This is a genomic window from Streptomyces sp. NPDC093149 (assembly GCF_044754145.1).
Taxonomy (GTDB): domain Bacteria; phylum Actinomycetota; class Actinomycetes; order Streptomycetales; family Streptomycetaceae; genus Streptomyces.
This window is the reverse complement of the sequence record NZ_JBIVON010000003.1, coordinates 102,825-115,626: the sequence shown is the minus strand read 5'-3', so window position 1 is coordinate 115,626 and position 12,802 is coordinate 102,825. Positions and strand designations below refer to the sequence as shown.

Annotated in this window: 11 protein-coding genes; 3 read left to right on the top strand and 8 right to left on the bottom strand. The window is 69.0% G+C overall.

Translation table 11 applies throughout. The features are described from left to right. Window positions 1–13 precede the first annotated feature (13 nt). Window positions 14–868, top strand: coding sequence for an NmrA family NAD(P)-binding protein (locus ACIQCZ_RS11015; RefSeq protein WP_402281423.1), 855 nt, complete (start codon window positions 14–16; stop codon window positions 866–868). A 379-nt stretch (window positions 869–1,247) separates the two neighbouring features. Here ACIQCZ_RS11015 and ACIQCZ_RS11010 read toward each other — a convergent pair whose 3' ends face one another. Then, on the bottom strand, window positions 1,248–2,825 hold the full coding sequence (locus ACIQCZ_RS11010) for an FAD-dependent monooxygenase (protein ID WP_402281421.1): 1,578 nt from the start codon (window positions 2,823–2,825) through the stop codon (window positions 1,248–1,250). A gap of 73 nt (window positions 2,826–2,898) precedes the next feature. Between ACIQCZ_RS11010 and ACIQCZ_RS11005 the strand changes: the two genes are divergently transcribed. Beyond that, complete coding sequence (locus tag ACIQCZ_RS11005) at window positions 2,899–3,462, top strand: CGNR zinc finger domain-containing protein (protein ID WP_402281419.1); 564 nt, start codon at window positions 2,899–2,901, stop codon at window positions 3,460–3,462. Window positions 3,463–3,731: 269 nt separating this feature from the next. Here ACIQCZ_RS11005 and ACIQCZ_RS11000 read toward each other — a convergent pair whose 3' ends face one another. From ACIQCZ_RS11000 to ACIQCZ_RS10970, 7 genes are all read right to left on the bottom strand, one after another. Next, complete coding sequence (locus ACIQCZ_RS11000; protein ID WP_402281417.1) at window positions 3,732–4,769, bottom strand: alpha/beta hydrolase; 1,038 nt, start codon at window positions 4,767–4,769, stop codon at window positions 3,732–3,734. Between the two features lie 404 nt (window positions 4,770–5,173). Further along, window positions 5,174–6,781 carry an ABC-F family ATP-binding cassette domain-containing protein gene (locus ACIQCZ_RS10995; RefSeq protein WP_402281415.1) on the bottom strand — a complete coding sequence of 536 codons (1,608 nt, stop codon included), beginning with the start codon at window positions 6,779–6,781 and terminating at the stop codon, window positions 5,174–5,176. Window positions 6,782–6,809: 28 nt separating this feature from the next. Next, entirely contained in the window at window positions 6,810–7,892 is a 1,083-nt protein-coding gene (locus tag ACIQCZ_RS10990) for a radical SAM protein (protein WP_402281414.1), read from the bottom strand. A gap of 29 nt (window positions 7,893–7,921) precedes the next feature. Next, window positions 7,922–8,107, bottom strand: a complete 186-nt coding sequence (gene rpmF, locus ACIQCZ_RS10985) for a 50S ribosomal protein L32 (RefSeq protein ID WP_402281412.1) — start codon at window positions 8,105–8,107, stop codon at window positions 7,922–7,924. Window positions 8,108–9,123: 1,016 nt separating this feature from the next. Continuing rightward, the gene (locus tag ACIQCZ_RS10980; protein WP_402281411.1) at window positions 9,124–9,948 is read right to left on the bottom strand and encodes an ABC transporter ATP-binding protein; all 825 of its coding nucleotides are present in this window, start codon (window positions 9,946–9,948) and stop codon (window positions 9,124–9,126) included. Window positions 9,949–9,951: 3 nt separating this feature from the next. Beyond that, window positions 9,952–10,917 carry a FecCD family ABC transporter permease gene (locus ACIQCZ_RS10975; protein WP_402282140.1) on the bottom strand — a complete coding sequence of 322 codons (966 nt, stop codon included), beginning with the start codon at window positions 10,915–10,917 and terminating at the stop codon, window positions 9,952–9,954. Between the two features lie 56 nt (window positions 10,918–10,973). Then, entirely contained in the window at window positions 10,974–12,011 is a 1,038-nt protein-coding gene (locus tag ACIQCZ_RS10970) for an ABC transporter substrate-binding protein (RefSeq protein WP_402281409.1), read from the bottom strand. 640 nt (window positions 12,012–12,651) lie between these two features. Between ACIQCZ_RS10970 and ACIQCZ_RS10965 the strand changes: the two genes are divergently transcribed. Continuing rightward, window positions 12,652–12,789 carry a hypothetical protein gene (locus ACIQCZ_RS10965; protein ID WP_157987036.1) on the top strand — a complete coding sequence of 46 codons (138 nt, stop codon included), beginning with the start codon at window positions 12,652–12,654 and terminating at the stop codon, window positions 12,787–12,789. Window positions 12,790–12,802 lie beyond the last annotated feature (13 nt).

The following is a 12,802-nucleotide window of genomic DNA, read 5'->3' as shown; positions in this document are numbered from 1 at the left end:
TGTGATCACCATCGTGGGCGCAACCGGCGCCACCGGCGGCGCGCTGCTCCGGCGGCTGACCGAACTCGACGTCCCCTGCCGCGCCGTCAGCCGCACCCCCGACAAACTGGGCGTCGCCGCCGGTGCGAGAACGCCGGTCGAGACCGTCGGCGCGGACGCCGCGGACCCCCGCACGCTCCGCGCCGCGTTCGAGGGTTCCACTCAACTGTTCCTCGCCATGGCCAACAGCCCCCACCAGGCCGAGCTGGAGACCAACGTGATAGACGCCGCAGCCGCGTGCGGGGTGCGGCACGTGGTCAAGCTGTCCGCCCCAGCAGCCGAGCCCGCCTCGCCGGTGGCCGTCTCCCGCGGCCACTGGCGGGTCGAGGAACACCTGGCGGCAACCGGCATGACGGCTACGCTGCTCCGGCCGTACGCATTCATGCAGAAGCTGCTCCTGAACGCCCCGGCGATCGCCCAGGGCGTGCTCATCGGGGCGATGCGCGAGGCGCCCTGCAACTACATAGACGTCCGGGACATCGCCGACGTCGCCGCCGAGATCCTCCTGCACCCCGGCCTCGCCGGCGTCACGTACACCCTGACCGGCCCGCAGCCCTTCAGTCATCCCGAGCTCGCCCGTCTGCTCGGTGAGCTGACCGGCCGCCCTGTCCGCCACGTCGACCTGCCGCCGAGCGAGTTTCGCAGCCATCTCCTGTCGACCGCACATATGCCGCCTTGGCTCGCCGACCACGTAGTGGAGATCCAGCAACTGGCCGTCGCACGCCCGGAGTCCCCCAACGACACCATCGAGAACGTCCTCGGCCGCCCCGCCAGGACACTCCGCTCCTTCATCCACGAGCATCTCCACACATTCGCCCCGACCCCCTGACCGACAGCTCAGCCATCCGCTCCCGGATCCTTCGCTCCTCTCCGAGAAGCGGCGCCGCTTCTCGGAGAGGACGTGTGAGACGGACACCGTCCGCAGCACGTCGCCGTCCAGCCCGGCGTCGTCCGTGGCCGGGACAGCCTGGGTCGGCGGCCCCTGGTCGGCGAGCAGTTCCAGCAGGTGGGTGCGGCGCTCGATGCACGGGCAGCTGCGGAGGCCTCCGGTGGCCGGGTCAGGGCGCTGAAGCACGTCCCAGCTGATGTATGAGGCGGGGTACCGGGCGACACGGGTCACGGACGACGCGGCCCGCTTTGAGCGTGTCGCCCTTCGGAGGACGGTCGTTTCCCGCAAATCGGGTCGACTGAGCCGTCCCGGCGGGCGTTCACGGTGTCGCGAGGATGCGCCGTACGAGGTCCGGAAGGGTCGACAGGTCCGCCGGGCAGGTGCCGCGCCAGGCGATGTGCCCGTCGGGGCGCACCAGGAGCGCGGCTCCGGCGTGGTCGGTGCCGATCAGGCGTGCCCACTGCCCGGTCTCCGCCTCCTGTTGTGCACCGGTGCGGACGGCCCGGAGGGTGAGGGGGATCCCCGCCTGGCGTACGGCTTCGGCCTGCAGCTGCCACTGAGGGTCGTCGTCTGCTGTGAGCAGGGTGAAGCCGGGGCCGATGAGGTCGAGGGTGGACGTCACGTCCGCGGGTCCTTGGGTGAGGCGGACGTGGGGTACGCGCTCTCCCGGTCGGCAGCCGGGACGGTAGCCGGCCGCATCCAGGGTGCTGTGGCCCCCGGCCGGCCCGGGGTCGGGGACGACGGCGGCGGAGCGGTAGGCGGCGGTCAGGAGGAGTTCGTCGTCGATGCGGTAGCCGGCGCGGTTCGTCGCGTTGTCCGTGGAGATGTCGATGACCTGACGCGCCACGGGGCGCCGCTCGGCCTCGTAGGTGTCCAACAGGGCCTCGCCGGCGTACCCGGCGGTGACGGCAGCGAGCTTCCAGGCGAGGTTGTCGGCGTCACCGATGCCGGTGTTCATGCCATGCCCGCCGGTCGGCGGGACGACGTGGGCGGCATCGCCCGCCAGCAGGACGCGTGAGCTTCGGTAGGAGTCGGCGAGTTGGGCGTTCATGCGCCAGGTCATCGTGTCGCGGATCGTCACGTCCAGGTCAGGGATGCCGACGGCCGTACGGACGAGCCCGGCCAGGACCCGGTGGTCCTTCGGATCCGCCCCTGCACCCGCGTCCGCGGCGAGGGGGTACTGGTAGATCCAGTGACGGTCGTTGTCGACGGCCATGAACCCGCCCCGCCCGGGGGCGGTGAGGAAGTACGAGGCGCTGGCGCGGTCGGCCACCACCCGGCCCAGGGGTGCCTCAAAGCGGATACTCAGGTACCGCCCCAGACCGGTCGGGCCCTTCATCGCGATCCCCGCCCCGGCTCGCACGGTGCTCGCGGCTCCGTCGCAGCCGACGAGCCAGTCCGCCCGCAGGCCGTACCGTCGGCCGGTGGCCCGTTCCTCGACGACGGACTGTACGCCGAGGCCGTCGTCGGAGAAGGACACCAGACGGGCACCGAACCGGACCCGGGAGCCGGCGAGCTCCTCGGCGCGCCGTAGCAGCAGGGGCTCCAACACGTCCTGGGAGCAGATGAGGCCCGGCGACGGCGTGTGCTCGGGGCCCTCGCCGGGCTCCTGGGCGAGACCGGTGCGGACGTAGTCGGGGTCGACCAGATCGCGGCCCCGGTAGAAGTGGACCTGCCCGGCCGGCAGCCCCGCGGCGCGGACCACTCCCTCCAGCCCGATACGCCGGAAGACCTCCATGGACCGGGCCGAGACGCCCCGGGCCTTGGGATGGCGCGAGGCCGCGGGATGGGCCTCGATCAGCACGTGATCCACGCCGTGGCCCGACAGCAGACAGGAGAGGGCCAGACCGACGGGTCCGCCTCCGACGACCAGCACAGACGTATGCGACTCGGTCACGGCGAGCCTCCTTCCACCTGCGAAACCAGGAGGTAACGATTAAATCTATTTTAGACGTTACCATGATGAAGTGATGTCGGCCCTGAAGCGGGAGATGCTCATGCACCAGCGGTTCACCGACGACAACCCGCGCGGCCTCTTCTTCCTGGCCGACCTGGTCAACGCCGTACAGGACGGCACCGGAGGCACACCGGCCGGGCTCGAAGCCCTGGTAGAAGCCCATGGCGGCACACCCCTGCGGCTCACTGACACCACCGCCCAAGAAGTACGGGAGGCCGCGGCGACCATCGCCGACATCCTGGACACGAAGGACGAGGACAGTGCCGCCGAGGCGATCAACGCCCTGCTCGACCGCTACCCCGCCCGGCCGCGGCTGGTCCGCCTGCCGCAGCGCCCCTGGTCACTCCACACCCAGGCCCCCTACGACGCGCAGCCGGCCCAGTGGCTGCTGTCCACCGCCGCGCTCGCCCTGGCACTCTGGCTCAGCGAACGCGGCTACTGCGCCTGGGGCCGCTGCGCCGCACCCGGATGCGACCGCTACTTCATCGACACGGGGCGCCGCACACCGCAACGCTACTGCTCGACCCGCTGCGGAACCCGGGTCCGGGTCGCCGCCCACCGCAGTCGGAGCCAATGATCTGCGGTGACACCTCTGCCAATCATGTGGGCCGCCGCACCGCAGCCGTCCGCCGGGCGATGGATGCCGGGACGGCGGCCGCAGGGCCCCAGCTGTCCGGTCCCAGATACCTGTAGGCAGGACGTGACTCCGACCTGCGGTGCATACGGTCGAGTGGGACGGGGGTGATCGGCGATGTCCCACCGGGTCACAAGTACCCACGCCTGACCAGCACCAGCACACCGCCCCTCTGCGCACCGAACCAAGCAGCCTCCCCCTGGCGCATTTCGTCACCTCGAGTCCGTGGAGCCCGGCCCGACTACGGGCCCGGCTTGCATGGCGGATGCACGACAAGACGCTCCGCGGACCTCTCGGCTCAGCAGACGACAGAGCCAACGGAAGCGGGTCCGGCGGGCGTCTCGGGAGACTTCGGCGTGTGGCGCCAGTTGGTCGAAGCCGTGGAAGCCGCCTGACCATATGTGCAGTTCAGCATCTCCGCCGGCTTGCCAGATGCGCGTCGCGTACTGGATGCATTCGTCGCGATAGGTCTCTGCGGCACCGGCGTCGACATAGGCGGGCGGCAACTGGGACAGGTCCGCCGCGCGGGCGGCCGCGGCATAGTACGAGACCTGCGAGCTTTCCCGGTCCTCGCCGAGAAGAGCGGTCCAGCCCAGGCTGTTGGCACGTCGGTCCCACACGCCCAGTCCGGCCATCTGGTGTGCTGAGGGACTGTCGTTGCGGTCGTCGAGCATGGGACACATCAGCAACTGGCCAAGGATGCCGGGACCCTTTCGGTCGCGGGCCATCAGGGCCAAAGCAGCCGTGAGGCCTCCGCCGGCGCTGCCGCCGACGGCGATGACACGTCGGCGGTCCACGCCGAGTGTGCCGGCATGGCGGGCGAGCCACGACAACCCGGCGTAGCAGTCCTCGATCGCCGCGGGGTACGGGTGCTCAGGTGCCAGCCGATAGCCGACGGATACGACCGCCAGCTCGAGGGGTTCAGCCCACTCGTGGAGGATCGTCTGCATTCCGGTGCGGTTGGATCCACCGATCATGCCTCCGCCGTGCATGTGGTAGATGACCGGCGCTTGTTGACGCAGGCCGGTGGGGCGTGCGAAGAGAAGTGAGACGTCCGGTGCTCCGTCCGGACCGGGGGCGAGGAACTCTTGGATCTCGAACCTGCCGTGGTCGCGCAGCTCCTTGAGCGAAGGGTCTGTCGTGGTGAGTTGCGCACGCCACCGGGGAATGTCGTCAGCCGACGTCGGCGCGTTCTCCTGGGGCGCACCCAGGTTCTCCAACTCCGCGTTGAGTTCGGGGTCGAAGGGCACGGGTGGAACCGTGAGCCTCGTCCGATTTCGGTTGCTGCTCAAATGTCTTTCATCCTCTCGATGTATTCGCCGAAGATCTTGGAACAGAGTGGACAATGCCGTGATCCAGATACGACGTCGTGACTGAAGAACGGTCGATCGGTCGGCTGCCGCAGAGGGTGTTGATGCCGAGCACCGCCAGGTCACCGGCCGTATCCGACACTCACCGAACTCGCTGTGGAAAAAGGCGGAGCCCCCGAAAACGAGGCGCACCCATCCGTACATCACGGGCGCCACGGCACCGGTGAGTGTGTGATGGCGCGCATGGATCGGCGCGTGGACAACGGCGTGCGAAGGAGGAGGCGGGTCAATCATGTGAGGACCCGCCTCCCGGCTCGCGTGTCGTAATGCCCGGTCCAAGACGGTCAGATGCCCAGCTCTCGGCGCTGATGCATCCGTCCGTTCTTGTCGAGCTCGATGATGGTGTCGACGCCGATCCGTTCGAGGAACGCGAAGTCGTGGCTGACGATGAGGAGTGCGCCGCGGTACGCGTCGAGGGCTTCGGCGAGTTGCTCGACGCTGGCGATGTCGAGATTGTTCGTCGGCTCGTCCAGGATCAGCATCTGGGCAGGCGGCGAGGCCAGGAGGAGCCGGGCCAGCGAGACCCGGAATCGCTCCCCGCCGGAGAGTGTGCGGACGGGGCGGTCCACACTGTCACCGCGAAGGAGCAGCCGGGCGAGCTGGTTGCGGATGGTACCGGCCGGTGTGCCTGGGGCGACTGCCTGCACGTTCTCCATCGCGCTGACATCGTCATCGAGCCCGTCGAGGCGTTGCGGGAGGAATCCGATGAGTTCGGTGACAAGGCGGCCGTGCGGTCTCCCCGGAGCCGGCTCGGCACGCTGGACGAGCTGCTCGATCAGGGTCGACTTCCCGGCACCGTTCGCGCCCACGAGCGCCACCCGTTCCGGGCCCTGTATCACGACGGTTCGGCCCTCATCCTCCAGTTCCGCCAGCCGTCGTCCGCGTGGGACGTCCGGATCGGGCAGGACGAGATGGATGTGCTCCTCGTCGCGGACGCGTGCGTCCGCGAGGTCGACGGCGGCCTGTGCGGCTTGGACCTTGTTGTCGAGAGTGGAGCGCAGTGATCCTGCGGATGCCTGGGCCTTGCTGGCGCGGTTGCCGGCGAGGATCTTCGGGATGCCGCCGTCCTTCTGGGTCTTCTTCCCTGTCCGCTCACGGCGCGCCAGCTTCGTCTCCGCCTCGATGCGTTGCCGTTTCTCGACCTTGAGCGCCTGCTGAGCCGAGCGTGCGGCCTGCGCCGCGGCTGCCTGCTCCTGCTCCTGGTGCTCCTTCCATGCGCTGTACGGGCCGCCGAACGTGTCCAGGGTGCCGCCGTAGAGCTCGGTGGTGTTGTCCATGTGCTCCAGCAGTTCGAGGTCGTGGCTCACGACGACGAGTGTCCCGGGCCACTGGCCGACGAACTCGGCAAGCTTGGCGCGCGTGGCGCGGTCGAGGTTGTTGGTGGGCTCGTCGAGCAGCGTGATCGGAGTGCGACGGATGCGCAGCCCGGTGATCGCGATGAGCATTCCCTCGCCACCGGAGACCTCGGCCACGCGGCGGCCGAGGTCTGCGGCGGAGAACCCGATCTGATGCAGCGCTTCGTCGGCACGGGACTCGATATCCCAGTCGTCACCGATCACATCGAAGTGGCGTTGGTCGACATCGCCGGACTCGATCGCCTTCATCGCGTCGAGGATCCCGTGGATGCCGAGCAGCTCGGCGATGACGGTGTCCTGCCGCAGTGTGAGCGTCTGCGGCAGGTAGCCGACCTCGCCCACGGTGTCGATCTGTCCGGCAGTCGGCCGCAGGTCACCGGCGATGAGCCGGAACAGGGTGGACTTGCCGGCGCCGTTGCGGCCGATCAGCCCGGTTCTGCCGGCAGTGAAGGTGCCGTTGACACCTGCGAGCGCGACGGTGCCGTCGGGCCACTCGAAGGTCAGATCGCGCAGCGTGATGGCGGACTTCGTGGACATAGGCAGTGTTTCTCTCTTCTCTCGCTCGTCAGCCAACGGGCTTGACGGGGATCAGTTCTGTGTCGACGGGGGCGGCCCCCGGTGAGGGCGTGGCGAAGTACCTCGCGTGCAATTGCCCGCAGGCGGCGTCGATGCCCGTGCCGAACTGGCGCCGTCTGGTCGCGTGCACGCCGCGCGCGGTGAGCCCGCGCACGAACTCGTCCACGCGGGTCGAGGACGGTGCGCGATACTCCGGCGCTGCGCCGACCGCCTCGTTGTAGCGGATGACGCTGACGTGGAACAGCTCGGGCCTGGAGCGCTGGTGGACCAGCTCGGCGAGGGCAGCGCGGTGGTCGTCGCTGTCGTTGACGCCGGCAATGAGCAGATGGGCCAGGTAGACCTTGCGACGACTCATGACAGCATGCCGGTCGAGGATGTCGAGGCTCTGTGCGAGCGGGAACGTCTCCTCGAGCGGGATGATCCGCGCCCGCTCCTGCGGAAACGGCGAGTGCACCGAGAGCGTGATCGTCACCTGCGGGTGCTCATCCACGAGGCGTGCGAGATTCGGTGCGAACCCGACCGTGGAGACCGTGACCCGTCGCGCGGACATGCCGGCGTAGGCGGCGTCGGTCAGCAGCGTCAGCGCGTCGAACACATGCGGGTTGGCAAGCGCCTCACCCATGCCCATGAACGCGACGCTGGCCGGCCTGGGCAGACCCGAGCGCGTCCAACGTGGATGCATCACCTGTGCGACGATCTCGTCCGCCGTGAGGTTGCGGATCAGGCCGACCGCCCCAGTGGCGCAGAAGGAGCAGCCCAGACCGCATCCGGCCTGCGACGAGATGCACATGGAGTCCCATCCGGCTCGATAGTGCGAGACGACGGTCTCGATCCGCGCTCCGCTGTCCGATGCGAACAGCACCTTCTCGACCTGCTCGTCCCGTTGCACCTCCAGCGGAGTCAGCGGGTGCAGCCGCGGCCCGAACAGCTCCGCGAGCTCGCCGCGAAGGAGCGCCGGAAGGGCGTGGACGTCGGCGAAGGTCTCGGCCGTCGAACTCCGCCACGCGGTGATGAGCTGGTGAAACCGGAACGCGGGCATGCCTGTCTGCGCAAGGTGATCGCGAATGCGCATCCAACGGCTCCTTGCGGTCAGGACGGTGCTCATGCGTCACCACCCGTAGGAGGCAAGACCTCGCGCCCCCGGTAGAAGCCGCAGTGCCGGCAGGCGCGATGCGGAGGCGTGGCCTTGCCGCAGGCAGGATTCGTGCAGGTGGTGAGGGCCGGAGCGCCGGCCTTCCAGTGCGCTCGGCGATGACGAGTGCGGGAACGCGAGGTGCGATGTTGCATGGCGATGCCCTTCGTGAACGGGTTGTGTGAGCCAGCGGAACTGGCAGGACAACCGACCACGGGGCCGTGTGTCGATGCGGCGAGAGGTGCGAGGGAACCGGCGGAGAGCCACGCTCCTGCGGCATGGGAGCCGCTCCCGAATGCCGGGCAGGAGGAGGTTGCATGTCCAGCAGGTCGTGGTCGCGCGTTCGCAGTCGTGCACCCGGGACCGAGGTCGGTGCGATGCAAACGTGCCGGCGAGATTCATGCGGCGGTGTCAACGCCTGGGAAAGGCGGACTCACGCGCATGCATGGAGAAACGATCGTTCACCGATGTGGACGATGCCCACACGAGTGAAAGCCACCGGCAGTTCGGTGGCTAGATTCTGTCTACCTCAATCAGTCCCATGCCCGCCATCCTATCAGCCTTGCAGTGCAGGTCAGTTCGCAGCCGCATCCGTCAGTGGCGTGCGCGGCAGCCGGCGGTCCGGGCATGCCCCGACTCTTCATCAGTACGTGCTCGACGGTCGTGCTGCACCCCCACGCCAGCCGCTTTCCGCGCTGGTCGGGGCCCACAGCAGGCTCAGCACCTCTCGCCGAACGTCTCGCCCTGCTTCATAGTGAGTGATGGCGATTCAGCAGTCCTGCTGTTACGGAACGGGAGGGGCGGTCGAGCAGAGAGCGCGCGCTGCCGTCGTGGCCCTGGATGACCGCGGTCATCACTGAGCTGCAGCCTCACCCCCAATGATCCGGGCAGGGCCGGCACTTCTCCCTGACGCCTCCGACCGGCGGGGACCCGACGTCATCATCTGTCTGTTCGTCGGTACCGCCACCGCCGCAGTGGCCGCCACGGTGGCCTCGGTGATCGCCCCAACCGCCGCGCCGTGCGCCCGGCGGCCGTCCACGAAGTGGCGTGACCCGGCGGTACCCGGAAGCGAAACGCATCCCCCGCAGGCCCTCACCGCGCACATTCGCGCGGATCGGCCCTTCTGTCGAGGCGCGCGTGGAGGCGCGGTATGTGGGCGACGGCGGGATCGTCACCAGCGCCGGCGTGTCGGCCGGCATGGGTCGTCCCCCGCCGGCCCGTCGAGGGCGAGCGGCTGGGCCGCGTAGACGACGCGGATGACGCCGTCGCCGTGCCGTTCGGTGCTCGCCCTGACACCGAAGACCTTCCGAAGGATCTGAGGGGTCAGCACCTCCAGGACCGGTCCCGCGGTCACCACCGCCCCCTCGTGCAGGACGACGAGTTGATCACAGAGCCGGGCGGCCAGATCGAGATCGTGCAGGACCGCCAGCGTGGTGATCCCCGTGGCGCGGATCAGCTCCAGCAGCTCGAAACGGGCCCGGATGTCGAGGTGGTTGGTGAGTTCGTCCAGGACCAGCAGCCGCGGGCCCTGCGCCAGCGCCCGTGCCAGGAGGACGCGTTGGCGTTCCCCGCCGGACAGGGAGGCGTAGTCGCGTCCCGCATAGGGTCTTACGCCGCAGTGGTCGATGGCGTCCTCGACGGCGAGTCGGTCCTCGGCTCCGTCGCGTCCCAGCAGGCCGTGGTGAGGGCTGCGGCCCAGGGTGACGATCTCGGTGACGGTCAGACCGGTGATGTTGCCGCCGGCGTCCTGGAGCACTGCGGCGGTACGGCGGGCCGCGGCGCGGGCGGACAGGGCCCACACGTCGTCGTCCCCGACCCGCACGACGCCGTCCGCGGGACGCAGCGAACGGTAGACGGAACGCAGCAGGGTCGACTTGCCACTGCCGTTGGGGCCGACGAGGCCGACGATGTCGCCCGTTCGGGCCTGAAGACTCACGTCACGGAGGATCGGGTTGCCGTCCAGGGTGATGTGGAGCCGTTCGACGGTGAGTTTCATGCTTCAGTCCAGGCCCTTGTTGCGGCGCAGCAGCCAGAGGAAGAAGGGGGCGCCGAGGAGCGCGGTGAGAATGCCCAGGGGCAGCTCGTCAGGGCGGTTGAGGGTGCGGGAGAGCAGGTCGACGAGGACCAGGTACACCGCTCCCAGCAAGGCGGTCAGGGGCAGCAGGCGGCGGTGGTCGGCGCCGATGGTGAGCCGTACCAGGTGCGGGATCATCAGGCCGACGAAGCCGATGCTGCCGGCGACCGCGATGACCGTCCCGGTCAGCAGGGCACTGAGGACCAGCAGGGCGGCGCGCAGCCGGTTGACGTCGACGCCGAGCGCGGTGGCGGACTCGTCGCCGGCCAGCAGGACGTTGAGCCGGCGGCCGAACAGGGACAGCAGGGCGGTCGTGACGATCACCACGACGGTGACCACGGGGAGTTGGTCCCACTGGGCGCCCGCGACGCTGCCCAGCATCCAGAACATGACCGTCCGAAGCTCGGTGGGGGTCGCCTGGAGCTGTACGAAGCTGGTCGCGGACAGGAAGACGTATCCGACGGCCACCCCCGCCAGCACCAGCCGGGTCGGCGCCATCCGTCCCCGTCGCTGTCCGAGCGCGAAGACCAGGGCTCCGGCCGCCATCGCCCCCACGAAGGCCGCCGCCGACACCCCGATGCCGGCGAGCGCCGCCGATCCGCCCAGGGTGATGACCAGGACGGCGCCGAGCGTGGCGCCGTAGGAGAAGCCCAGCACGATGGGGTCGGCCAGCGGGTTGGACACGACACTCTGCAACACGGCCCCCGACACCGCCAGGCCCGCGCCGGCCAGGGCCGCCAGGACCACCCGCGGGGTGCGGAAGGCCCAGACGATCTGGTCGAGCGCGGGGTCGGAGGGTGCCGCCCCGGCTCCGGTGACGTGGTGGAGGACGATCCTCCACACGTCACCGACGGGCACGTCGACCGCGCCGATGCTGATCGCCACGATCATGGTGGCGATCAGGACGACGGACAGAAGGGTGAACGCCAACAGCAGCGTGAGCCCGCTCAGACGGCGTCCGGGTGCAGCATCTCGGCGATCTTCTCCACGGCCAAGTCGTTGCTGGGGCCCAGGTACATCGAGTCGGACAGCGTCACGTACGTGTTGTTCTTGGCGGCCGGCCACTGGGGGAACTCCTTGAGCAGCTTCTTGGCGTATGCCGCCGGGTCGGGGTCGTTGTAGCTGATGACGACGAGGGCGTCGACGTCGGTGGCGGCCACCTTCTCCTTGCTCAGGTCGGCGAAGGTGGTCTCGGCTGCGTCCTCGAAGGCGTTGGCGCCGCCGGCTTTGGCGAGGATGTCGTTGATGATGCCCTTGGCGACGACCGAGCTGAAGTCATTGCTGCCCATGGACATGTTGGAGAAGAGCACCATGACCTTCGGGGGCTTCTCTCCCTTGACCTTCTCGGAGACCGCCGCGATGTTCTTCTCGGACTCGGCGATCAACTTCTCGGCCTTGTCATTGACGTTGAAGATCTTTCCCATGTCACGCAACAGTTGGTAGCTGTCGGCGACGGTCATCTTGGAGGGGTCGTCGTCGCAGCCCTGCGGGGAGACGTAGCTGTTGGCTCCTACCTGCTTCAGCTGCTCGCGGGTGGCGAATCCGTTCTTCTGGTCGAAGCCGTACGTGGTGACGGACAGGACGAGGTCGGGGCGCAGGCCGAGCATGGTCTCGCGGGGGATGTCGTATGCGTCGTCGAGGGTGACGTTCCCTGTGGGCAGCTTCTTGATGGCCTCGGCGCGGCCCGGTACCTCGGACATGCCGTACGTCTGCTGGTTGGCGACTACTTTGTCCTCGATACCGAGGGCGATGAGGGTGGACACCTCGGCGACGGAGCCCCCGTTCATCACGACGACCCGGCCGGGGGCTTTTTCGAACGCCTGCTTCTCACCGCAGTTGTCGAGGGTGACCGGGTAGCCGGATGTCGAGCCCGCGGCCTCGGTGGTGCTGTCGCTCGCCGTGCCGTCGGACGAGGAACCGCATGCCGCCGTGAGCAGACAGAGGGCTGCGGCCAGGGCGGCGGCGGCCGGCCGGTTCATCGACATGGGGGGCTCCTTGTGTGCGGGCTGTGCTCATGGCCGAAGGGGTTCCGATGCAGTAGTCGCGGCGAAGTGGGCACCGGTTCCCCGGGGTTGCGGACTGTTCCGCCGACGCGCTGGAGCGGGGCCGGGGCGCATGGCGGGGGTCGGCCTGGCCGGGGCGGCCACACCCTTGGCCGCCGACGCGGCCGGGGGGTTCACTGCGCGGGGGCCTGCCGGTGCGGGACCACGCGCCACCGCCCGTATCAACTCCGCAGAAACGCGCCAGGCCTGACCGCAGTCGCGGCGGAAGGGGTGAACACAACCCGTCCGATCCGCCCCGAATACCGATGTTCAACGCTGCGTAGTCAGCACCAACTCAGCACGGGACAGGTGATCAGGGCTGCTGACATGCGGTTTCAGCGCAGCGCCCAACCAGCACGGGAGTCACCACCAGGACTCCGAACCATGCCGAACGACGCGACTCGGACAGGCGCCTGCCGGTCTGCACCACGGTCCTTCAAGCAGTCTCGACATGCCTGTCATGGTGGCCCCGCGCACGCCTGGCCCGAGAACTATGGTGTCCCGCCACATGTGCCTCTGACCTGCCCATTCCTACGGTGTGGCGACACGAAACCGTCCCCGCCAACGTCCGGAAGTGGTGTTCATGGCTGCCTCGGCATCCGCCCCGCCGACCACCCGCTCACTCAAGCGCATCGTCGCCGCGAGCCTCATCGGCACCACCATCGAGTGGTACGACAACTCATCCGATCAGAGCTACGACCTGCTGTTTTCCCGCCACTGACCCGCCGAAGTCA

What these genes read in the sequence shown, in the direction of transcription:
- ACIQCZ_RS11005 (WP_402281419.1), top strand. Translation starts at nt 2,899, where the DNA reads ATGTCGGCCCTGAAGCGGGAGATGCTCATGCACCAGCGGTTCACCGAC.
- ACIQCZ_RS10995 (WP_402281415.1), bottom strand. Translation starts at nt 6,781, where the DNA reads ATGTCCACGAAGTCCGCCATCACGCTGCGCGATCTGACCTTCGAGTGG.
- ACIQCZ_RS10990 (WP_402281414.1), bottom strand. Translation starts at nt 7,892, where the DNA reads ATGCGCATTCGCGATCACCTTGCGCAGACAGGCATGCCCGCGTTCCGG.
- rpmF (WP_402281412.1), bottom strand. Translation starts at nt 8,107, where the DNA reads ATGCAACATCGCACCTCGCGTTCCCGCACTCGTCATCGCCGAGCGCAC.
- ACIQCZ_RS10980 (WP_402281411.1), bottom strand. Translation starts at nt 9,948, where the DNA reads ATGAAACTCACCGTCGAACGGCTCCACATCACCCTGGACGGCAACCCG.
- ACIQCZ_RS10975 (WP_402282140.1), bottom strand. Translation starts at nt 10,917, where the DNA reads ATGATCGTGGCGATCAGCATCGGCGCGGTCGACGTGCCCGTCGGTGAC.
- ACIQCZ_RS10970 (WP_402281409.1), bottom strand. Translation starts at nt 12,011, where the DNA reads ATGTCGATGAACCGGCCGGCCGCCGCCGCCCTGGCCGCAGCCCTCTGT.
- ACIQCZ_RS10965 (WP_157987036.1), top strand. Translation starts at nt 12,652, where the DNA reads ATGGCTGCCTCGGCATCCGCCCCGCCGACCACCCGCTCACTCAAGCGC.